This is a genomic window from Shimia sp. R11_0 (assembly GCF_017744035.1).
Classification (GTDB): Bacteria; Pseudomonadota; Alphaproteobacteria; order Rhodobacterales; family Rhodobacteraceae; genus Shimia; species Shimia marina.
The window spans coordinates 21,690-45,011 of sequence record NZ_JAGHQY010000005.1 but is presented as its reverse complement, the minus strand read 5'-3'; the positions used below and the strand labels follow the sequence as shown (position 1 = coordinate 45,011).

The following is a 23,322-nucleotide window of genomic DNA, read 5'->3' as shown; positions in this document are numbered from 1 at the left end:
TCCCATAGAGCGACTATCAGTACGATTGATCCGCCATAAGGTATGGCGGGTTCGTATGCACTTTGATGCTGGTAGGGCGAAGAGGCGACTTTCGTTGCGCTGTGCGTGAACAGCTTCAGGGCTGGGCAAAAGAGGCTCCTGCCCCAGTTGCTCGGGCGCCTCTTTTGGTTGTTCCCCTGAATTGGTCGTTGGCATAGAGCTTGACTGAGGAGCGAGCGGCAGCTGCGCCGCGCTCGCCTTGAATACACTCCATTCAATTTAGGGGTCCTTAGCCCAAGTTCACTTAATGTGCCGGTCGAACCATTCGATCATAGTTTCAGGATGTTCGCCAAAGAAGTTGTAGCCAATGAAGCGCTGCGTATCGCCGTCTTCTAGCCAGTGCAGTTTCTTCTCTTTCCCCGGGATCAGATCATAGGTTTCCTGTACATCGTCTGGGATTGTCCATACATCGTCCCGGTTTTGAACGATATACGTAGGTATTGTGATGTTTCCGGCGTGCAGGTGCGGGGTCATCTCGGTGAGGGCTAAACCTCTGACCTCTTCGGCAAGTGCCTCTTGGAAAGAGTCCAACCCCATGGCGTCCAACGCAACTTTCGACATGATATTGATTGACGCTGGCTGTGCGCAGACAAACGCTTTTACGTCTTCGAAATCTTCTGGGCGCTCGGTCATGGCATGCATCGCCGCACCGCCGCCCGCGCATGGATTGAAGAGTCCGATTTTCATGGTTTTCAGATTGTCCCGCGACTTGACGTAGTCAAAGGCTGCCAGAACGTCTTTGAATTCGTCGTGGAATCCTTGACCCCACGCTTTGTCTGCAATGCCATCGCTTTCTCCATGGTTTCGCATGTCATAAGCGAGAACGTTATAGCTCGCGTCGTGCAGAGCTTTGTGGATCTTGCCGAACTTCACCTTGATGTCTTGAAAGTCACTCCATGGTTTCAAGTGCCCGGGAAAACCATACCGGTTCAGGGTAGCTGGATGATTGCAGATGATGAGTTTGTCGGATCCTTCGGCCGGGATGAACCATGCGGCCAGTTTTACGCTGTCTTCAGCCAGGAAGGTGATGTCTTCGAAGGCCAAACCATAATCCTTCGGTGTTTCCAGGATTGGGTGCGTTCACCGTTGATGGCGACGAGGCCACGAGTGACCGCCTTTATTGTTACAAGTTGCTCTTCCGTTGGCTGTGCAGTCATGTCGTTTCTCCGGGATTTGACGTGTTTCATTGATCGGAACCGGTGTGCCGGACCCGTTTGGAAGGCTTTAAAGTTGATAGGCGCTAAGACATTTTTGAGTTCAGGGTCGGGGGGGCATGCCATTCTGCCGGGGTCCGGTTCTCCCATTTTTGAAACGCCCGGTAGAAGGACCCTTGACCCTCATACCCGAGAAGATACGCAATCTCGCTGATGTCGAGATTTGGCTCCCTCAAATACTGACAAGCAAGTTGGTGCCGTATCTCAGACAAAAGCGACTTGAAACTGTGCCCCTCATCCTTGAGGTGGCGCTGCAAGGACCGCTCGCTGATCGCCATCGCGCGCGCGATGCTACGCAACTCTGGACGACCTGCCGTCAACGCTCGGCGCAAGTGCCAGCGCACCTGATCCGTTAGAGAGGTGTTGTTTTCGGCCTTGCTCAGATCTGCATCAAGAGCAGCGTCCAACATGGCCAGAAGCTCACTGTTATAGCTGCTGAATGGCGCCCGCAGATCAACTTCATGAAACACCAGGCGCGCGCGGCGCATTCCACGTTATCGGGCAATCCAACCAGGCCTCCAGTTCCTCGCTCTGTTCGCGTCGTAACTCGATCAGCTTCGGGACGATTTTCTGCTCGGTCCCGGTGCGCACCATGTTCACAAGGAACGTGAAAGTGGCATCGGTTAGCGCGTCTGGTTCCACCTGTTCGGCATAGGTCCAGGCTGTAGACACGACACAGCTGCCCCCCTCAACGGCCACCTGACACTCCTCGGGCGCGCAGAGCGCCTTGAAGTGGGCGACACGGTGCAAAGCCTCTCCAACGTTTTTGGCATGATAGGCCACCAGAAACGACGGCGGCAAGGTCGGCCCGTGCATGGCGCGTGTCACCGCCAGGCCAATGTCGCGCCCACCCAAGGTCTGCAGCGCCTCCCACATCGCAAACGGCCGCTTGGTGTTCATACGGGCGTCATACGAAAAGGCTGTGGGTGGCAGGTTCGCCTCGCGCAGGAGCGACGCACGACTAATCGACAGGCTATCGAGCGCGTCCCAGAAGGTGTCTGGTGTCTTGATACGGTCTGGCGTTGGCACCTTGGTCTTCCTCGGTGTCAGCAACAAACATAGCGCCAACAGTCGAAGAAGTTTATGGCGCAGCCCGCCATACCATTTGCAGAACGCGCCAGGTTTTGGAAGTTAACTGACGCCAACAGCGCCATTCTTGTGTATGCACAACTGGACACCTTGGGCCCGGCTCAGGAATTATAGCCAATAGATAACGAGCGCTGCGAGGGCGATTGCTAACAGGAAGACCTTCGGGCACTTGTCATAGCGAGTTGTCACACGCCGCCAATCCTTCAACCTGCCGAACATGATCTCGATCCGGTCGCGCCGTTTGTAACGACGCCTGTCGTAGTTAACCGGTTTCTTCCGCTGCTTCCGGCCAGGTATGCAAGCGCGTATGCCTTTATTTTTCAATGCTTTCCGGAACCAATCGGCGTCATAGCCACGATCCCTGAGCAGCCAATCGACATCCGACAGTCCGTTCAGCAGTGCCCAGGCGGCAATGTAGTCGCTGACCTGACCCGCGGTGATGAACAGGTCGAGCGGACATCCCCGGCTGTCGCAGATGGCGTGCAACTTGGTGTTCATGCCGCCCTTGGTGCGACCTATCAGACGTCATTCGCCATTGTCGCTCCCGTTGCCTGGCAACACATTCGCAGATTGTGTGAGAGGAGACGCTTCCAACGGTTATTCAGTGTCTTGTGTGGACCATACGGCGAAGGGGCATCGCGCCATTTCAACCCATTGCGATTAATGAAGATAATGCCGCTCAACACACGTCGATCATCAACGCGTGGTTTGCCGTGGGACTTGGGTAACAAAGGCTCAAGACACGCCATCTGCGCATCCGTCAACCAAAAAAGATCAGACATGGTCACCACTCGATTTTCGAACCGTCCGTCAAGCAGCCAAGTGGAAATCAATGGGTCCTGACTCTAAGAAAATACACAGGCAAGCTATGTCTGAATCGCGTTGAACTTAGCCAAGTTCCAATGAGGTTACTGCGAAAAATTCAGTGGAGGTTTCCTTGTTTACACGGGGGGCGGGGCCGCGATACATGCGCGCCGTGGCAAAGCCGGGCGTGAGATCCAGCGTTGTGCAAAGCGTTTTGAGCGCAGCGGAAGTGTCGGGCACATCCAGCGTGATGACTTCACCAAACAGGCTTGCCGCGTGCGATAGCAGGCTGCGGGCATCATCGGCTGACTGCGCCAGAAGCGGGCCGATTTTTGCTCCGGATGCGCATTGGCGCACGGTACAACAGCCGGTGATGGTGCCGCGCTCTGACAGGATTAGGGTTTTGCGGCTGTCGGCCTCTGTGAACCAGGCGTTCAGATAGGCGGGCTTCGCTGTGCCGGAGACCGCGGCTTCCATCGCGATCAGGGCAGGTTGATCTCGTGCGGTGGCCATGCGGATCTGGGGGTGACGCGTGGGGGGAATGGAACCGGTGAACCGTGTGGTCGCACTGAAGAGGTCAAACCCGGAGGCTGCATAGTTGGCTTGTTGATCTGGCACACCATCAAGGCCAATGGTGCGAGATCCAGCATGTTGAAGCGCGTGTTGCCACAGAGCGTATCCCACGCCCTGACCCCGATGGGAGGGCTGGGTGATGTAGAGGCCAAGAAAGGCAAAATCGGCAGAGTGGTTTACGACGGAAATTGCCGCCAGAAGCTCAGTACCATCTGTGGCGACAAAGAAACCTTCAGGGTCGGCCTGCCAAAAGGCCTCAGCGTCTTGCAGGCCGGGGTTCCAGCCTTCGTCTCTGGCCCAGTTCAGAATCTGCACAAGGTCCGTTTGGCTGGCAGTGCGATTGATAATCATGGTGGTCTCTCGGTCGTGGCGCGCGTGGTCTTCTGCGGAGCCTAGCACCGGTCGCGCGACGCGCAACGACTGCGAGTGATTCAATTGGGGTTGGGAGACCGGATGCGCAGTTTTTCAGCAGGAGCTGCGGGTCAGGTGACGGTCACGGTAAGAGGCGTGAGCTCCGCTATCGAAAGGGTCATGACATCGCCCTTGGTTACTGGGCCGACGCCCGCAGGGGTGCCCGACAAAATCACATCGCCTGCTGCCAATGTGAAGTACGTAGAGAGAAAAGCGATCATTTCGGGCACTTTCCAGATCATCTGATTGAGATTGCCCTCCTGCTTGATGGTGCCGTTGAGCAAAAGGCGGATGGGGCCTGTGTTGAGATGGCCGGTCTTCTCGACAGGATGAATGGGGCCAATGGGGGCGGAGTGCTCAAATGCTTTGCCAATTTCCCACGGGCGCCCCTGCGCCTTGGCGGTGGCTTGCAGGTCGCGGCGTGTCATGTCGAGCGCGGCGGCATAGCCATACACATGCGACAGCGCGTTCTCGGTCGAAATATTGGTGCCGCCAGAATGCAGCGCAATGGCCATTTCCGCCTCGTGATGCACATCATTGCTTTGAGACGGATAGGGGAACGTAGCGGCGGGTGAGAGATTGTTGGGGTTTTTCTGAAAGAAAAAGGGCGGTTCGCGGTCTGGATCATGCCCCATTTCACGGGCGTGATCTGCGTAGTTGCGCCCGATACAATAGACGCGCCGCACCGCAAAAAGGGCGTCACTCCCCACAACAGGCAGGGCAACGGGGGCGGCGGGGGGCACGACATAGTCCGGCATGGCGCTCTCCTTCAAATGACGGTTGGCTCTTGTGATAGAGGCAACCGCCTTTGCGTTCAATCTGCGGGAGGCTCAGATCGCGCCTTGAAGCACATCGGCGGCGCGCAGCAGGAGATCCTGATTGCCGGCGACCACGTCACGCCGCGTGGTGTGGTGTAGGATATCAGGATTGGCCCCCAGACCTTCGAGGGGCAGGCCATGGTTTGGCCCCACACGCAGGGCGCGGCGCACGGCGATGTTGGCTTCTATGCCTGCTGGCATTGGGGGCAGGGGGGCGGCACCGCCTTCCTGAGAAAAGCGTGAGATTTGTCCAAGGTTCCAGACATTGGCCCCACCTGCGCCAGTGGTGGGATCCAAGCCTATGATTTTGCCGATCTTGTTGTCTTCAAAGCCCGCAGCAAAATAGTCTGTTGTGGAATAACTCAAGGCATCGGTGATCAACACCACCGGGCCTTTGTAGGTGCCCTCCAACCCCTGCCAATGACTATCTTCCACCAGCGGAAAGCCCTGCGAAAAGGTGGCACCTGTTTCCAGCACCATATCCAGCGATCGCTGCCAGCGTTGAAAGAAGGCGGCGCCACTGCTGAGACGGCGTGTGGCGGGGGTGGCGAGAAAGGCATTCCGGCTGAAGTCTACGGGGTTTGGGGTGAGCAGGCGCAGGAGGGCTTCTCCTGCGGGGATGGTGCCGCCCGGATTGGCGCGCACGTCCACAATCAGCCCGGTTTGCGGCATCTGCAGGAGCAGGGCGGCGATCTCTTCGACAAAGCCGCGTATATTGCGGGTGCCAAATGAAAAAATCCGTAGAACGCCAAAGCTCTTGCCATCGGGCAGGGTCATCACGGAGGGGCGCACGCCGGGGGCGGCACCGGTTGCGCCCTGCAGTTCATCAAAACGCATGCCAGAGCCGCTTACGGTCAGGCCACGGCCGCGCAGGCGGTTTTGCCCGGGATCACAGAACAGGGATTTCAGGGTTTGGTTGACCACTTCGGTTCCCTCATCCAATCCCAAAAGGGGCACATTCCCGCTCTCACGGGTGCCCGCGCCCGCGGTTGCATCTGGTTTGAATGTCATCTGCCACAGAAATGTGGCCTGTCGTTGGGCGCCGGTGGCGTCCACATAAGTCAGCGTGACCCAGTCTTCGTCTGGAGGGGGCGCAAATGCCAGAGGCCGTAGGGTAAGAGCGCGCAGCGCCAATGCGATCCGTGCCCAAGGGTTTGAGCCATTGGTTTGCCAAGACAGGGTTTCGACAAAACGCTGAATGGGGGTGCCGTTCCAATGGGTGAGTTCCACCCCGACGGTGAAATGCGGATCGTCTGGCGCTTCCACCAGTTTTGTCACGATCAGCTTGCGTCGTCCGGCCTCATAGCAGCTTTCTGCCACAAAGGGCAGATAGGCGATCATGGCGTTCCAGGGGGCGGGCAGGCGGATGGAGGTGTGGCGATCCCGCAGCTTCAGGAAAATACGGGCCAGACGCTGCAAATAGGCCGCAGTGGAGGGATAAGCCGCCGCATCATCCGCGAGAAGTTCAAGTTCGCGCAGAGGGTTGATGGCCATGGAGGCGGTTTTTTGCGGCAGATGGACATAGTAGTCGCGCAACACATCGCGCAGTTGCAGGGCAATGGCGCTGAGATCACCTGAGGAGATTTCAACCGTCTGATTGCGCAGAGCAAACAGAGCATAAGAGGGGCTGTTTGGGGTGTTGGGCATCAGGCGTCTCCCGGACCGGATAAGGCGAACTCGCCAATGGAGCCTTCGAAATGGGGATCTTGCCCTGTCAGGCGGGCGAAGGTGGCGGCATTGCCCAGCCCGAGGCCGCAGGGGGACAGACCCATCGCGGTGGCCGCGAGATAGAAGGCCATATAGGCCGCGCCGGTGGTCTTGAGTTGCGTGGCATAGGCCATGCCCGCGTATTTCCACTGCATGCGTTGAAACCGGCTGCCAAAGGTGAGCACGGCATCGGGGGCAGATGTCATGGCCATTGCGGTGAGCGCGTCTTGTGCGAGGCTTGCGCAATCGTCATCCCATTCTCGCAGGAGCAGTAGCTCGTGCGTGGCTGCGGCATAGTAGTAAAAGCCGGGACGCAGCCCAGCGATGTTTTGTGCGGTGATGTAGATTTCAGATTCATAAGCCCCCCCACCGGACGGATAGGGGCGGGAGGTGAAACTGCCGATATCGGTTTCAAAATGGGAGCGGATGCGGGCGGTGCGAAACAGGAAAATGCCCAGCTCTGCCAGAGTGAGTGCGCGTCGCAGTTGCGGGCGGCGGGAACTGCGGCGCTCCACGGCCTGCGTCAGCGAGATATCCGTCGCGGCAAGCATGCTCAGCTCTGGCGCAAGGAGCGGCACTCTGCCGAGGTTGTCAGGTTCCGGATGCAGCGCGGGCTGTGCGTAGATTTCGTCTTTGAAAGAGAAAGTCGCGCCGATGGGATCATTGGCAAACCCCATGCGGGAATGGGCGTGAAAGGCCAGATCCTGCGGTTGCCACTGGCGCAGGGTGTCATCTTTGTCTTCGGGCAGGAGGCCGTTTTCGTCCTGCGGTGCAATGATGCCAGCCTGTGCCAGCATGGCACAGATTGGCGCGCGCTGGGCGGTTGGGATGCGCCCTTGGGCCAGTCCAGCGACGGTGGTGCCTTCGGTGAACAGGGCAATCAGTTTGGCCCCTGTCACTGTATCGGTGCGGATTGCGGCACGATAGCCGGAGAGCGGTCGTTCGATGATCAGGCGACTCCCTTCGCGCCGCAGGGTTGCAAAGCGTGACAGACGGTAGGTGAGAGTTTCCTCAATCGTCAGATCCATCGTGGGCAGAAGGTCAGGCTGCATGGACCATAGGGTGAGCACGGCCTCTGCCCTGTCGGCGGAGCCAAAGCGTAGCGAGCCTATAGCGCCAAGGCTTTGCAACAGGCTGAGCAACACATCCGATGCCATGGTTTCTCCGCCGTCCATTGCTGTGGCGGTGATGGCCTGCAGATCCGCGATGCTGGTTCCGCTGGATGTGTTGAGGCACTCTAGGAGCTGTGCGCAGGTGCTTGGGGCGTGCACACGCAGGGGGGCCAGTGCAGCTTCGAGCAGGGCCGCGCTTTCGGTGTCGTGACCGGGGTCAATCCAGACATGCATCATGGCGGCTCTCCTCAGAGGAACATGGCAATTGGGTTGAGCTGGTCTTCGCGCAACGGCGCATCCAGACGCCCCATTTTGACCGGCACATCGTATAGCCGCCCCGGCGCATAGCGGGCCCAGAAGTGGCGCAGGCCCGGTGCAAAGACCCGCACCACGGGAAGGCCAATGTCGGCGCGGGTCTGATCAATCACCAGTACTTCATGCCCAGCCTCTTCCACACGCTGGATGGCCGTGCGCAGTGTGTGGGTGATGTCGCCGTCTGGTAGAGGGGCATAATCGGTCAGCTTGCGCGCAGGGCCTTCAGGCACAAGGTAGGGCTGGTTGTCATAGGTGGCGGTTTGCCACCAGTTGAGGCTGTCGGGATCGTCAAAGGCGTAGTGAGTGCGGCCGTCAACTCCGACCGAAAGCACCGCTGGCATAAACTGGTTCATCTCGGTGATGGCCCGCATGATGCCCACGCGCGCATCCAGATGGGCGCCAAAGCCCATAACGATGTCTTCTGTCGGGCCGCCGGTACGGCGATTGATGGCCACAAAAGACGGGATGCCCAGATCGGTGGTGATGTCCAGCACGTGGAACTCACGCTTATGCTCTGCATAAAAGGCGCGGTTTTCGGCGACGAACGCATCATCTAGCCCTGTGAGGTCCACCTCGGGCATGGCGAGGCGATTGTACCACCAGATGGCCACGGAATCGCGTTCCACCAACTCCATGAGACCTTGCAGGCAGGCGTCTTCATAGCTGGAGCCCGCGGCGGCACCGTTGCTGTCTGCCCAAGAGGTGAAGCGGTTGTCCGGTGCTGGGTAAGAATAGAACAGCATGGAGGTGGGGAGGTATTTCATCCGCTTTTGGGTGATTGACCAGACCGGTGTCCATTCCACGATCTCGTCATGGGTTTGATTTTCAGGCACGATCTGAAACTGGCTGCCGCGCGCGTTCCATGCCTCGCGATCGGCGTATTGCTGATCGGAATAGAGCATCAGTTCATTGGGATGCAGAGCGCTGTCACCCAGCATGTCCAGTGATGCGGGAATGCGGATTTCTTCGCCACGGAACTTGCCGGAATAGCGCTCAAGCGCCTCACAGAGGGCAGAGGTGCGGGCCTGTGTATCGGTGCGCCCCTTGCCAGAGGACACAGAGCGCAGGTTTTGCTTAAGCCCCCAGAGGCCCGCTGGTTTGACCGCAAGATTATTTCCTGCCGAGTAGGTGCGCAGAGGGGTGACACCGTTGTAGGGAGAGGGCGTCAGATCCTTTATGACGCCGGTCAGCGGGCTGACATGCGCGGCGTATCGCGCGTAGGTTTCTGCGGCGGTCATGCTGCGCTCGCCGTTTTCGACGCCCTGCGCGGATTGGCGGACCTCAAAATCCTTGGGTGCGCCACCAATCAACCCCTTTTGGGGATCGCCGCAACAGGCGCATTGGGGACGGTGCAGCAGGCTGTGTTGTTTGCGCTCCAGAGTAAGGGGCATTAATTGGTTGATCACGCCCGTGATCTCGGGATTGGCTCCGGCCACGATGTAGCGCATGAGCTGTGTTGTCGCGGTGGCCAGTGCCTGCGCATAAAAGGCATCAGACTGCACAACAGGGCGCGGAGGCGCGCCTTTGATGGCCATTCGCCCGGCCAACATGACTTCGACATCACGGTTTTCAAGCAGGCGTGTTTCCAGACATTCCCAACACCCGGTGGTGCCGGGAATGAACAACGGACCAACCAGCGGTGTCAGACCCCATGGGCGCACCAGCAGCCAGGGATCACCCGATGCTGTCAGTTCGGCATTCAGAGCGCGCAGGTTTTCGTCCAGATAGTCTTCGACGATCACAAGTTTGATACAGCCGTTTTCCTGATCAATGCTCAGACCAGCGGATTGGGCCCACGCCAGTGCCGTGGCCTGTTCCTGCGCATTTGGTGCCAGAACGGTGACAGGGCATTGTGCCAGCTGGGCGCGGGCGGCCTGACTGTTGATCCCCAAGGAAGACCAGAAGAGCGCCTCATCTGCTGTGGCATCTGGATCGGCCTCGCGAAGGTGGCCTGCGTGTGTGAGATAATCCAGCGCCGCATAGACTTCTTCGGCGCTGGCGATGGCACTGAGCAGAGCGACGATGTCATCGCGGCTGTTTTCGCCATTCAGCAGCGGCAAGAGGTGGCTGAGAATGTGACCTTCCAACGCGAAGCTGTCCGCATCTGACAGAAGCACATGGCCTTCGCCATAAACAGCATAGGCTTGATAGTTTTCCTTTAAGATAGGGCGAAACAGCATGGGAGACCTCGTCGAATATTCAAATGGCATTGGCTTGAAATCATAGGGTGCATCGCCCGCGGGACAGGCGGGCGATGCGGGGGCTATGGCGGTATGGGGGACCGCCTGCCGGGAGTGTCAGTCGTCGTAGAATTCACCGCTTAGAGGCTGAGCCATGGAGGCGGCGCAGGCCGAAGCCATACAGCCATAGCTGGCGGCCATGCCTTCGAAATCCCAATAGCTGCCGAAGTCCTCAAATTCGCCACGCAATGGGGTCATTTGACGGGGGCGCAGTGTGGAAAGGGAGGCCTTTGGCATCACAGGTGTGAGGGTTGGATTGCGCAGGGTTGCGGTTTCCATCACCACGCTGTCACCGGCGCTGCCGTAGCATGCTGCGGTGCCAACGGTGCCAGCACATCCGCCAAAGGAACCTGCGCTGCCGATGGTGCCTGCGCTGCCCCAGCATCCGCCCATCATGGGATCCTGTGCTGCTGCGCCATCAGCGACACAACCACAATAGGTGGCAAAGGAGCCCATTGAGGCACCAGAGAGACGGGTGGACCTCAGATCCGCCATAGGTGCTTTGGCAAAGCTGCCATGTATGGTGGCTGTGGTCTGTTGCGTCATCTGACAGGGACTGACGCAGGGCGTCAGCGTAGCGATTTTGCTACGCTCCAAGGGTTGTAGCTCATTCACAATGCCGGCTGAGCCGTAGGTGCCAACCGTGCCTGCGCTGCCCGCTGTGCCGCCAACAGAGCCCAGACAGCCGACCGTGCCAAAGGTGCCGTTGCAGCCACCCGTCATGGGGTCGGCGGAGAGCGGCGCGGGTTGGCTGAGGACGGAGCCGACCGTTTTGAGGCTGGCGACGGTGGGTTTGATCGTGGCCTGCGTGAGTTCTGTGGCCGGTTGAGTCAGACGCGGGGGCTGTGTCAAAACCGTTGGCTTGATGGAGGCGGTGGTTTGCTGGGTCATGAGTGACGCCATGCAGGGGTCCATCGGCGTCAATTTGGCCTCATCTCCTCCGGCACAGCCGTAACAGCCACCAGTGCCCACTGTCCCGGCACAGCCGCCAAATGTGCCCGCGCTGCCGATTGTGCCTGCGCTGCCCCAGCATCCGCCCATCATGGGATCCGCGTAGCTTGCCCCTGAGAGGCGTGTGGAGGAGACCGGAGCCGGTTGGCTCAGGATGGAACCGGTGGTGGGTTTGATCGAAGCCACGGTGGGTTGCGTCTTGATCGAGGCGACCGTGGGTTGGGTTTTGATGCTCGCAACAGTGGGTTGCGTTTTGATTGTGGCCACTGTGGGCTGTGTCGGTTGCGTGGGCACGCAGGGCTGGGTTGGCGTGCAAGGTTGGCTCATGACGCAGGCTTCTGTCGGGCGGATTGTGCCAACGGTGGGTTTGCTGGCCTGTGAGAAATTGGTGGCCATGGTGGGTTGGGTCACAAGCGAAGCGGCGGGCCGTTCAGGATCTACCATTCCGGCGCTGCCATAAGAGCCGACAGTGGCAGCAGAGCCTGCGGTGCCTCCCACGGTGCCGAGCGATCCAGCTGTGCCGAATGTGCCGACGCAGCCGCCCATCATGGGGGCATTTGTTGCTGATGTATCCATGTTCACAGTCTCTCCTCCTTCAGAATTGCTTTGGTCAGAATTGTCGGTGTCCGGTGTCTCGGCAGGGGGGGCATCCGGCGCAGGTGGGGCGGAGGCAAAACACGCCCAGCTGTAGCCTTGTGTGTAGCCCTGTGGGGGCAGGCCCGAGGCGGCCTGTTCCTGTGCTTTGAGGCTCAAAGCGCCGCTCACCATGCGTTGCGCGTCCGAGAGGGCAGGCACGAGGTCCTGCTCCGGATCGAGGTCAGCAAGCTCCGCCACGCCACATTCGGCAAAGGCAGTGGCCAAATCCGCAAAAGCGCGTTGAGCATAGTCAGGATCCTGCGCGGCGTTTGAAATGATTTTCGCCCAAGTAAGCTGTATCTCCGGAGGGGGCGATGCGGCGGTCGTATTGCGATCGGTGCCGTCGGTGGCGTCCGCAGACTCCTCCGACGGTCCTGAGGCTGGTTTCTTAGCCATCTCAGCTCCTTAAATTTTTAATTTTTGTAACTGCGCTCCCGAAAGAAATTGCGTGGGAGCTGTGCGTTTCAATGTCATCCAAGATAGGCGAATCACGCGCGGGTCAGAAGTATGAATTGCCCTAGGATTTGTCTCTTGGGCGTTCATCTGGGTGATCTTGAGTGTTTCTAAGGTGACCAGTGCGTTTGGTTGGAGCTGGGTTATTGCGTATAAAAACAGATATTTGAACGTGGTTTTGTCGTTCTAAGTTTGGCTTGAAATACAAGCGTAAGAAAAAGTTAACGCAAGGTCGCTCAGCGTGAGTGGTTCGTGAGTTTTTGGGAGAATTCAACTTCCGGCTGCTGGAAGCTGATACAAATAAGGGCGCCACGATCGTGACGCCCGGTCTGTCATATACAGATTTTGAAAGTGGGTTACTTGCTGTTGCGCCCCCGTTTTTTGCGTAGCTGAGCAATCTTTTTTCGTTCCCATTCCGCGCCGTGGCTTTCCACATGTTCCTGCGCGATCTGCAGGGCGCCGAGGCCTTTGCGGTTGCGAAAGAAGAAATCCACGCCCAAATCGGCCAGTTCTTCCATGTGGCGGATCAAAACAACCGGTTTCAGATCATTATCTTCAGCGATGAGATGCGCGACGGTCTCGCCCAGTCCGGTGCGCCAGTTGATGTCACAGCCCTTGGAGAGCAGCGTTTCAATGGAGGCCATGCGGCGGGTTTTTCCCATGGCAGCCACATGCAGCGCATTGTGGTTGTCTTTGTTGCGGGCATCGCGCTCTGCGCCCAGATCACAAAGTTCCGCCATGGCCTCTTTCTTTTCGGCCTTGGCGGCAAGATGCAGCGCTGTGTTTCCGTCTGGATCGGTGGCGTTGATTTTTGCACCCAGTTTCACAAGCGCACGGATGTGGGAGGCGTGTCCGGACATGGCAGCGTAATGCAGTGGCGTGAGCCCGGCGCTATCCATTTCATTGACCTCGGCACCCATTTTAACAAGTGTCTTGAAGCTTTGTGCGCCATCGGCCCGGCTGGATGCGGCAGCAAGATGCAGTGGGGTCACGCCTGCGCGGTCTTTGGCTTCGGGGCTGAGCCCCATGTCATAAAGCGCGAGAATGCCGGGCATGTTCTTGGCTTCGCAAGCGGAGTGCATCGCGGTACGGCCGCGATCATCTTCGGCCTCGATTTCAGCGCCAAGCAGGGAGAGGATTTCGAACTTCTTTGCGGCAATGGGGGAGCGTGCCGCGTAGTGGAAAGCCCCTTCACCAATTTCGGAGGTTGCGTTTACATCAACGCCTTCCTCAATCACCTTCTCAAAGATTTCCAGATCGGAGCAACGCGCAGAAGAATGGATCAGGCCTTCGCCAAAACGGTTGAGCGTCTTGGTATTGGCGCCAAGCTGGGAGAGCGTGGCAAAGGATTTCCGGCCCAGAGCCTCCATGGTGGAGTTGATCGGGGTTTCGCCCTGTTTGTTTTCTTTCTCCAGATTGGCACCAAATTCATGCAGTTTTTTGATCACATCGGTGTGGCCGAATTTGGCCGCGAAGTGCATGGGTGTTTCGTCAAAATCATTGACGCAATCCACATTGCCGCCGTTTTCCAGCAGAGTTTGCAGGATTTCCATGCGGCCCCAACGGGCGGCATCGTGCAGGAGAGAGGCACCATAGGTGCGATGTTTGGCCAGATCGGCCCCCAGTTTTTCAAGGGCACGGAAAGCGGCCGGATTGTCGGCATTGATGGTGAGGAAGATTGGGGTTTCGCCACGTCCGTTAAGGGCCTCAATGTTGGCCCCCATGCCGTGTAGTTTGCGCATGGCGACCAGCTGACTTGCGGCAGAGGCGGCATGCAGGGCGGTGTTGCCCTTGTTGTCTTGATCCTCGAGGCCAATACCCAAAGCCACAAGGCGATCAAAGAGACGCACATCGCCCAAGGCAGCGGCTTTGTGTAGGATGGTACCCCCGTCTTTGCGTCGCGTGTCCGCTTTCGAACCGAGTTTCACCAGATGGTCAAATACCTGTCCGCCATCCCGCGAGGAGACGTAAAACAGCGGCGTCTCGCCACGGCTATCCGGTGTTTCCAGATCCGCGCCGGCTGCCAAAAGTGCCTCCACCGCATGCATATGTCCCGCCATGACGGCCAGATGCATTGGCGTAGTGGCGCTATCACCGGGGGCTTCTATATCGAGGCCAAAAGCTGCGAGTTTGGTGATCGCGTCCACATTGCCAGCACGTGCGGCAACATGCATCGGCGTCAGTTTTTGCGTGTTGGGCAGGGCGAAATTGAAGCCAAAGCCGACCAAACGATCCAGTTTCTGGGCTGGGTTGTCAGCGCGTACAGCGCCCTCAAGCGCTTGAAAGAAAATCTGATGGGTGCGCTCTTCTTTTTGCAAAGCCGCCCGTATCACCATCGCCATGGTCTCAACTGTGCCGTAGCGCGCTGCCCATGTGACAGCAGAGGCTTCTGGGGCGATGTTCAGGTCGATGCGCGCGCCATTTTCGAGCAGGAAGTTGAACACATCTGCGCGTTCCAGCGCGGCGGCAAAGAGCAGGGGGCTGGTGCCGTAGGCGCCTTGAAAATTGACGCCGCTGCCGACACGCGCGGTGTCTCTGACGGCGTCAAAATCACCTGTGGCGACGGAAATCATCAATTCAGAGATATCCCCGTTTCGCAGGAGTTCCGCCACTGGACCGGTTTCATCTTCAGAAGAGGTTGTTCTGATCAGGGCAAAAATATCTTCGGCGGTTTCGGCAGATACGCGTTGGTCCAATGTTCGACTCCATCACTTTAGTGCCTATTCGAGTAAGGAAAAGAAGTTGACGGACTCTGAAAATTGCCATGTTGCTTTGGCAAAACCGCGACAATTGTCGCGATTGCATGCGGCGGTGTTTATGTCTCAGCTTTGTGCCGCGGGAAGCTGCTTGCTTCCTGTCTCGGTCAGGGATGCCGCGATGTGCGCGGCAATGTCGATGGCCGGTCCCGAGGCAGGTGCTGCAAAATCTGAATGGGTCAAGTCGCTGCTAATGGCTTGTAATCGCCAGTATGAACTTGCGTTCTGGGATTGTCGGAACGTAAGGCGTGCGCGGCCAAAGCCAGGAATGGCCGTTGCGATTTGCGCAGACAATCGGGCCAGTGTTGATGGGATCTCTGGCAAACTGTGCAGACCCTGTGCGGTGTGCAGGCCAGCAGCGATTGGCGTTTGGCCCAGCATGATCACGTTAAGGTGATCCTCAGTTTCCCAGGCATCGAGCCGCAGTGGATAACAGTTTGCAGGGATGCGCGTGGCAAGCCTTGCAAAGTTTGTATCTGACGACACCGCAACTGTCGTGCGTTTGTGCCATTTGCGTGACAGATGCAATTGCCCGGCGACAGGAGGTGAATTTTGCAATTGCAGCAGTGCATTGGCTGACGGGATCACATGTATTTCTGTCATTGGCAGGCCGGCGCTGCCCAAAACAGTGCGTAGCGACATCTGTCGGGCCGGGCGGAACAGGTAAGCGGCGAGGCTGGTTGGGGCCTGAGTGTCCCATAGGGTCAATCGGTCATCGTGATGGAAGCGCAGCACGTTGTCGCGCCAAGCAGCTGCGGCTGTCCCCTGCGTGTTGTTGTAGGCTTGGGCAATGGCTTCGGTGAGTGTTTCTGCCACTTCGATCGGGGCAGACGCTTCCGACGGACCGATAATGTCGTCACTTGGGACTACTACGTCAGGGACGGCGTTATTGTGCAGGGCCAAACGCCCCAGCAGTGTGGGATGTCGACTGGCCTTGAAGTAGAGTTTGAGCGCCTGATCGCGCGTCATATCTCCCAATGCTACCGTGCCATCAGACAACATGGCATCAGCCAAATTTAGTGATTTGAGCGCGTCTGTTTCGCTGTTGGAGAGAGGCCCGGAGATCTGCAGATACCATTGGGCAGTTGTCCACGCCTGTGTGGTTGGAGGTGGAGACAATTTGGCCATCACAGGCTCAAAAAAGTTCACGTAAGCACCGTGCGTGGCATGGCGGAATACGCCGCCAAAGGGACGGTTGTTGGCCTCACAGAACACCGTGCGTGTTGTGCCCACAGGTTGCGTATAATCTTCGGACAGCACGTCAAATCCCCAGAGGCTTTCAGACCCCAAGATTTTGGTGGCGTCTGCGCAGGCCTCTTTGATGGTCGGGTGCAGCAGGTCGGTGACGGTGATCTGATCTGCCCCATCTGAGGTGTTGGGACGCAGGCCAAGTTGCACGAAGTGACCACTGGGCGGCACGCTTTCATATGTGAAGTCCTGCGCAGCGAGCAGATCGTCTGTCAGTCTATTTTGAGGTATCGGATTCTCTGCCCCGATACCGGGCAACGTTGCGCGGTCTGCGTTCTTTGCGGCCATCAGCTGCGCAATGGTGTCTGTGCCGTTGCCAATCACATTGGCTGGCAGGCGCAGGTAGGCAACGACGAAATGATCTCCTGCCAGCAGCATGCGCAAATCCACACCACGGACATAGTCTTCGATAACCACACGGCCATCCGGTGCGGCAGCCTGCGCTTTAGAAAACGCGCTGTGCAGGGCGGGTTGGGTGGTCACGTTTGTGGTGACACCTTCGGAGTTGGAGCCATGACTGGGTTTGAGCACCAGCGGTCCCTTGGCCGTGGAGAGGCGGGCCAAGGCTGTATCGATGTTATCAGCCACATGGCTCTGGGGGGTTGGCAGACCTGCCTGCTGCAAAACGGCCATGGTCAGCGTTTTGTCATTGGCCACCAGCGTGTCCAGATATGAGGCTGTGCTGAGCCGGGTGCTGCTCATGCCAAGGCGGCCCGCGGCGTGTTCCATCAGATATTGCCGGGGCGCGCCTGCATCGATGCGACTGACGACGCAGCCCGCATCTGCAGCGGCGGTTTCAAATTGACTGAATCCCCAATCTTTTGGAATGGACTGCCCCCGATTGTGGGTTTTCAGGTCAGATGGCAGCGCGTCGTAGAGTTTTTGGCACAAGGCGCGATAGGCCGGATCATAGTGAAGATCTGGCGTGGGTTTTGCGAGCGGTGCAGATGTCTGAGGCGTGGCAACAGGCGGCTGCGCGTGTTTGCTGTCCAGTATTTTGAACGTGCGAAAGCGGCGTGGGCGGACATTGCGGGGTTTGACAGCCGTCACTTCCGCGCCACGCGGGCCAGACGCGAGTGCAAGAGCAAAGTCTTCTGCCTGTTGGGCAGAGGCTGCGTACATCAATTCGACATGGTTGGAGCTGTTGCGGACCCAGCCGCCAATCCCAAGTGCAAGAGCGGTTTTGCGCGCCCAGTTGCGGTATCCCACACCCTGTACCGCACCTTCCACGATGCAGTGGAAGGCGAGTGTTGTGCCTGTTGTTTGATCGGCCATCAGATTTTCTCCATCAGCAGGCAAAGGTCGCGTGCGCGTTGTCAGCGCGGCGTGGTCTTGTGGGTTTTTCCAATCGCGCGCAGCACGGCATAGATCCCTTCCTGCAGGTGTTGCAGGCGTTCGGCATCCGTAGCGGGCACGTCGGCGACGTCATCGGCTAGATCGCTGACGTCAAAAAGCTGCGGCAACTCTGGGCAGTAGGTTTGGTGCACATAGGCGTTGTCATTGGCACAGGTCTGCATGATTTCGCGCCGCTCGGAGGGCAGATAACAATCACTGGAGCGTACGGCTCCGCGCGTGTTATGCCGCGAAATTTCTCGGATCAGGACACGGGTGTTCACATCGGTGGTGCGATTGAGCATGCCGAGAAGATGAGAAACCTCATGTGAGAGGGTCAGATTGGAGGGGGCCTGATCCGGCATGTTGGTCATGTCGGCATCTACGCCAATGTGCTGTGCAAAGTCTTTGACAATGTCGCCCTCAGGAAAGGCACCGCGTTCAAAGGGGCGCACGATCAAAGCCTCTTTGCCAAAGTCGCTGGCAAACTTATCCAGAACCTCACTGTAGCGCACTGCATTGCCACGTTTGGCCCAATAGGCTTGAGGGGTGCCCCGGAAGCGCCCGTTTTTGAGCGCCTGTTTGAACATGGACTCAAGAAATTTGTCCTGACGGCGCAGATAGGCAATCAGCCGCACCCGAGGCTTCATCTCAGTCGGCAGGTATTGCGCCAACATCTCGGAGACGGAACTGCGAAAGAACATCTCAGAGGAAATGACATGGGTGTGGTCCGGGTGCGCCTCGATTTCGGCCACGAGGTTTTCCATCAGAGGGGTCACATCACCGTTGCGCTCAACAATCGCAAGGTGATTGTGGGCCGCGCGTTTGCGGCCGGCTTTGACATAGTGCACACCATTGGCATGCAATTCTTTATGCTTGCCCCAAAGGAAGGCCTGAATGGAGGTGGAGCCGGTTTTTTGCGTGCCGATGTGGATAAAAATCGGTTTTTGATCGGTGCTCATGGCGGTCTTTCGTGGCTTGTTGTGCCATTTGGGGCGCAGGTGGTGGCTAACTCTGCTGCAATATGTCGAGGTCTTTCAGATCTTCCCACGGCGGGGATTTCCCAAGCGCTTTCATCACGACATGTTTGGTGTCTGACGTGAAGGGCACCACAGACAGTTCCGGTGCTGCGTTTTGTTGCATGGTGTCGATGGCTTTGCGGGACAGGCGATAGCGCGGACGTAGGCGCATGGAGCCGTGCAGGAGCGTGCGATCATTGAACGGATTGACGTGATAGGCATTGGTGGAGCCATTCAGCAAAGCGCCCAAAGCGTGTGGCTGTACTAATTCGAGGAAGGCAAGGTCATAGGTGCGGCTATGCGCCGCTTTGGGCAGGGTGTTGAGCCAGCGCAGATATCTTGCGCTCCATCGGTTGAGATCTTCTTCTGACCAGTTGTCCTGAATGCGCAGGCGGGCGAGGGCGAAGTTGAGATTGAATGGCGCATCCAGCAAGTGGCGACCGTATTGCTGCGCGCTGAGAATGCCGACGAGATTGCCGCGGATCAGCACCTCATGTTTCGGAGCAAGTGCATTTGCCAGGCCTGCGCGCCGGTCGCGTGTGCCCCCCTCAAAGCCGGTGCGGAGGGCAAATTCATTGAAGCGGCGCATGTTTTTGCGGCGCTCCAATTGCTTTTTGTGCTCTTCGCCAAAGACGTTGATCACCTGATGCGGGACATCAAAGATTTTGCAGATGTTGGCGGCAATCAAACTGTCAACAAGCGTGTTGTGATTGGTGGCGTGGGAAAAGGCTGTGCTGAGGTTGTGTAACTCGCCTTTGCCGTAACTCAGCAACAAGCGGCTGTCATGGCCGCCAGAGATGGGCAGACAGCAGTCAAAATTGCGCAACAGCCCATGCATGATCTGCCGCAGGCGCCGCTCCATCCGGGAGATTAGCCCGTTGCGCCGGGCGCGCATAATGTCAAAAGGCGTTTCTGCCAAGGGCCAGACACGGGGGAGCGCGAAGGTTTTCAGATCAAGGTAATGATTTGGGAAAGCGCGTTCTACGCGTGGATCGCTGGTGTGTTCAAAGGCATAGTAGTTGTGCCCATTGAGAATGGCATCGCGATCAAACAACGGATTGGTCTGCGGCTCGCCGAAAGCTGCCAGAGTGGCTGAAGAGGCGATAAGTCCGGCGTCTGCATTATAAACCACGGACTGATCCAGCGCGGCATCAAAGTACATGCGCTGTTTGTCAGATGTTGCCAAAATGATTGCGAACCGCCCGGCGATGCCGTGAATGACATCCTGCGCCTTGTCAAAAAAATCGTCGGCGTTCTGTTGCGCAGGCAGGGGGAGGCTTTGGGTGATTGCGTCGCCTGCGGCCGTGATGCCGATCCCGAGAAACCAGCCAACAAGGTCACCGACGCTGTCGAGGACGGGGGTGACGCGCAGCGACGGGCAGGCCTGCAATGTCCAGTCGGACACTTTGTAGGCGCGCCAGCTCTCGGATGTTTTAGGAGGCGTTTTGCTCAGGACAAATTGAAATTTGAAGATCTTTGCGAAGTCGTGGCCTTCGCGGGTGCAGATGGTTTGTGCCACCAGAGTGTTTTCGGACATGCGACCCACGAACCCATATGTTTGTTGTTGATTTGGAAATAGTTTTTGCGCTCGACTGTATATTGTTTATGTCAGTTCGAGGCACCAGACAACTCGCGAATTTGGCGAGGTTGGCAAAACTATTCACAAATCTATGGATTGGGATGCACGTTGCGAAAGGTGGTTCGCGTGAGTTGAAGTGGGCGTGAAAGGGACGGAGAAGATGTGCCGCACCCGTAGAAACTTCCGGGTGCGGCAAAGCTTTATGCGAAGTAAACGCCAGCTTCTGCCATCGGCAGCTCTGCGATCAACTGGCTGTCATCGGTGAGTGCCGCAATCGCGTTGGCCAGCGCTGGTGCGGATGGCGGCGTGCCGGGCTCACCAATGCCGGTGGGGGCTTCGGCCGAGGCGATGATGTGGGTCTCAATCGCTTTGATGTCGGAAATCCGCAGGGGCTCGTAATCCGGGAAGTTGGATTGCTCCACCGCACCACCGTCCAGCGTGATCTGGTCGCGCATGGCGTGGCCGATGCCGTAGCCGATGCCGCCTTCGATCTGCGCACGCACGGTGTCCGGGTTGACGGCGATGCCGCAATCCACAGCAGCGGTGACTTTCTCAATCACGATGCCGTCGTCGTTGTTGCCCGAAATTTCCACCACTTCTGCCACGTAGGAGCCGAAGGATTTGTGCACGGCGATGCCTTGGGTGTGACCGGCGGGCGCGTTACCCCAGCCCGCTTTTTCCGCAGCCAGTTTCAGCACAGCGGCTTTGCGGTCTGCCTCGCCACCGCCGGTTAGATAGGACAGGCGGAAGTCGACCGGATCCTGACCGGCGGCTTTCGCTGCCAGATCCATCATCACTTCCATCACATAAGCCGTATGGGTGTGGCCGACAGAGCGCCACCACAGAACGCTGGTTGCCTTCTTTGTGTCAGTGAGACCCAGTGATTGGCCTGGGATCGTGTAAGGGCTGTCGGCAATGCCCTCGACTGTGGAGTGGTCGATGCCCTCATGTACAGCCATCGCCTCAAAAGCGGTGCCTTTCATGATCGACTGGCCGGCGACCTGATGATCCCAGCCAATGATTGTGCCGTTTTCATCCAGACCGACCCGCACTTTGTGGCCTACAGCCGGACGGTAGTAGCCGCTGCGGATGTCGTCTTCGCGGTCCCAGACCAGTTTCACGGGGCGGGAGCGATCGGTCATGATGAAGGCCAGGCCAGCTTCGACCTGGTAGTCGGCATCAGGGGTTGCGCGACGGCCAAAGGAACCACCGGCCAGCATGCTGTTGATCTCGATTTTGTCGGCGGGAAGTTCAAAGATCTGCTGGTAGGCCATATGTGGGCCCGTTGGCATCTGCGCACCGTCATGCAGCACGATTTTGCCCTCAGCGGTCTGCTCGATGGTGCAGTTCAGCGGTTCCATTGGCGCATGTGCCAGAAGCGGGAAGTAGAAAGTTTTTTCCAGCACCGTTGCGGCACCATCGACCGCCGCCTTCACAGCCGCACGATCTGCTTTGTTGACGTTGTAGGTTGGTTCCGCATCCAGCGCCGCCATGATCTCGTCTTTGATTTCCGCAGAGGAGCGGCTCTCGGCGGCGGAATTGTCCCACTCCACCTCGATGGCGTTGCGGGCTTGCATGGCTGCCCAGGTGTTTTCGGCATAGACCGCGACACCGTGTTTGGTGGGCAGAGCCTGTGCCATGATGAAGCCTTTGACGTCTTTGGCTGCACTATCATCAAAGCTGGCGACAACACCGCCTCTTTGCGGGGTGCGTTTGATCATCACAACCATCTGGTTGTCCAAATGCACATCCATTGCGAATTTGGCCTGACCGTTGACCTTGATCGGGCTGTCCAGACGGCGGGTGGCGTCATTGCCGATGAGCTTCCACTCAGAGGCGTCGCGCAGGCGTGGCTCTGTTGGTACGTCCATCTCTGCAGCAGTGGCCACAAAATCGCCTATGGAGGCGGACTTGCCGGCACCAGTCACTATGCCATCCACGATGTCCAGAGAGGCGGCATCCACCCCCCATTCTTTGGCGGCGGCGTAGATCAGCATTTCGCGCGCAGCGGCACCGGCAGTGCGGTACTGCATCCACGAATTGGCCATGGCGGTGGAGCCGCCGGTGCCCTGAAAGGGGCCAAAGAACAGGTTGTTATAGACCTGCGGATCAGAGGGCGCGAATTCATAGGTGATCTGATCCATGGTCACGCCAAGCTCTTCGGCGATCAGAGTAGTCAGACCGGTGGCCGGGCCTTGGCCAAATTCGACATGTTTGATGAGTGCGATTGCGCGGCCATCTGCGCCGATTTTTACAAATGGGTTGAGCGCTGCGTCCGCAGAGCTAGAAGCGGCCATAACGCCTTTGGCGTTGGCCCCGATATAAAGCGCGGCACCTGCGGCAGCGGCGGCGGACTTCAGAAAGCCGCGACGAGAAAGATTAACAGTCATTGTCTTATGCCTCCAGAATTTCGGCTGCACGCTGCACACCGGCGCGGATGCGTTGATAGGTGGCACAGCGGCAGGCGTTGCCATACATGTAGTCGTCGATTTCTTCGGCGGTGGGCTTGGCGTTTTCACGCAGAAGGCCCACGGCGTTCATGATCTGGCCGGACTGGCAGTAGCCGCATTGCACAACGTCAAGCTCCAGCCATGCCTGCTGCACAGCCGCGCCAACGTTGTCTTCTTCCATCTTTTCGATGGTGGTGATTTCGGCGTCTTCCACATCTTCGATGTAGGTCTGGCAGGAGCGCACAGGCGCGCCGTTCAGATGCACGGTGCAGGCGCCGCAGGAGGCCACGCCGCAGCCAAACTTGGTGCCGGTCAGTTTCAGCTCATCGCGGATCACCCACAGCAGCGGGGTGCCCGGTTCGGCCTCGACCTCATGGGTCTTGCCGTTCAATTTCAGTGAGATTGCCATAGCTATCAGGTCTCCCTCTGGCTCAGTTTTTAGTTGGTCTTCCTTGAACTTTGATTTGACTCAAAGATCAGGCGGCATGTCGGGCGGCAAAAAGTGTCCGAGATCCCGTCGGTGCCCTGTATGCACAACGGAGTCTCTTCGAGGATACGGCGCGCTGTGGGCAACGG

At 58.1% G+C, this 23,322-nt stretch carries 15 protein-coding genes and 1 pseudogene; all 16 read right to left on the bottom strand.

Translation table 11 applies throughout. The features are described from left to right. Positions 1–279 precede the first annotated feature (279 nt). The gene (locus J7382_RS11595; RefSeq protein WP_209069193.1) at positions 280–1,083 is read right to left on the bottom strand and encodes an alpha/beta hydrolase; all 804 of its coding nucleotides are present in this window, start codon (positions 1,081–1,083) and stop codon (positions 280–282) included. 196 nt (positions 1,084–1,279) lie between these two features. Next, entirely contained in the window at positions 1,280–1,741 is a 462-nt protein-coding gene (locus J7382_RS11590; protein ID WP_209069192.1) for a helix-turn-helix transcriptional regulator, read from the bottom strand. Next, the gene (locus J7382_RS11585; RefSeq protein ID WP_209069191.1) at positions 1,713–2,282 is read right to left on the bottom strand and encodes an AraC family transcriptional regulator ligand-binding domain-containing protein; all 570 of its coding nucleotides are present in this window, start codon (positions 2,280–2,282) and stop codon (positions 1,713–1,715) included. The genes J7382_RS11590 and J7382_RS11585 overlap by 29 nt, the downstream gene beginning before the upstream one ends. Positions 2,283–2,450: 168 nt before the next feature. Then, a pseudogene (locus J7382_RS11580) lies at positions 2,451–3,124 on the bottom strand (IS5 family transposase). Between the two features lie 106 nt (positions 3,125–3,230). Then, positions 3,231–4,070, bottom strand: coding sequence for a GNAT family N-acetyltransferase (locus J7382_RS11575; protein ID WP_209069190.1), 840 nt, complete (start codon positions 4,068–4,070; stop codon positions 3,231–3,233). A gap of 131 nt (positions 4,071–4,201) precedes the next feature. After that, a complete protein-coding gene (locus J7382_RS11570; protein WP_209069189.1) occupies positions 4,202–4,888 on the bottom strand; it encodes a fumarylacetoacetate hydrolase family protein in 687 nt (228 codons plus the stop codon). Between the two features lie 72 nt (positions 4,889–4,960). Then, on the bottom strand, positions 4,961–6,595 hold the full coding sequence (locus J7382_RS11565; RefSeq protein ID WP_209069188.1) for a S41 family peptidase: 1,635 nt from the start codon (positions 6,593–6,595) through the stop codon (positions 4,961–4,963). Continuing rightward, positions 6,595–8,004, bottom strand: coding sequence for a SagB family peptide dehydrogenase (locus tag J7382_RS11560; protein ID WP_209069187.1), 1,410 nt, complete (start codon positions 8,002–8,004; stop codon positions 6,595–6,597). The genes J7382_RS11565 and J7382_RS11560 overlap by 1 nt, the downstream gene beginning before the upstream one ends. Positions 8,005–8,015: 11 nt before the next feature. After that, positions 8,016–10,262: a TOMM precursor leader peptide-binding protein gene (locus J7382_RS11555; protein WP_209069186.1), complete on the bottom strand. Its 2,247-nt coding sequence runs from the start codon at positions 10,260–10,262 to the stop codon at positions 8,016–8,018. A 117-nt stretch (positions 10,263–10,379) separates the two neighbouring features. Continuing rightward, positions 10,380–12,305 carry a thiocillin family RiPP gene (locus tag J7382_RS11550; protein ID WP_209069185.1) on the bottom strand — a complete coding sequence of 642 codons (1,926 nt, stop codon included), beginning with the start codon at positions 12,303–12,305 and terminating at the stop codon, positions 10,380–10,382. Positions 12,306–12,718: 413 nt separating this feature from the next. After that, positions 12,719–15,058 carry an ankyrin repeat domain-containing protein gene (locus J7382_RS11545; RefSeq protein WP_209069184.1) on the bottom strand — a complete coding sequence of 780 codons (2,340 nt, stop codon included), beginning with the start codon at positions 15,056–15,058 and terminating at the stop codon, positions 12,719–12,721. Positions 15,059–15,184: 126 nt separating this feature from the next. Further along, the gene (locus J7382_RS11540; protein ID WP_209069183.1) at positions 15,185–17,641 is read right to left on the bottom strand and encodes an acylphosphatase; all 2,457 of its coding nucleotides are present in this window, start codon (positions 17,639–17,641) and stop codon (positions 15,185–15,187) included. Between the two features lie 41 nt (positions 17,642–17,682). Next, a complete protein-coding gene (locus J7382_RS11535) occupies positions 17,683–18,660 on the bottom strand; it encodes a hypothetical protein (RefSeq protein WP_209069182.1) in 978 nt (325 codons plus the stop codon). Positions 18,661–18,706: 46 nt separating this feature from the next. Further along, positions 18,707–20,254: a hypothetical protein gene (locus tag J7382_RS11530; RefSeq protein ID WP_209069181.1), complete on the bottom strand. Its 1,548-nt coding sequence runs from the start codon at positions 20,252–20,254 to the stop codon at positions 18,707–18,709. Positions 20,255–20,496: 242 nt separating this feature from the next. After that, positions 20,497–22,686, bottom strand: coding sequence for a molybdopterin cofactor-binding domain-containing protein (locus J7382_RS11525; protein WP_209069180.1), 2,190 nt, complete (start codon positions 22,684–22,686; stop codon positions 20,497–20,499). Between the two features lie 4 nt (positions 22,687–22,690). After that, entirely contained in the window at positions 22,691–23,155 is a 465-nt protein-coding gene (locus J7382_RS11520) for a (2Fe-2S)-binding protein (protein WP_209069179.1), read from the bottom strand. Positions 23,156–23,322 lie beyond the last annotated feature (167 nt).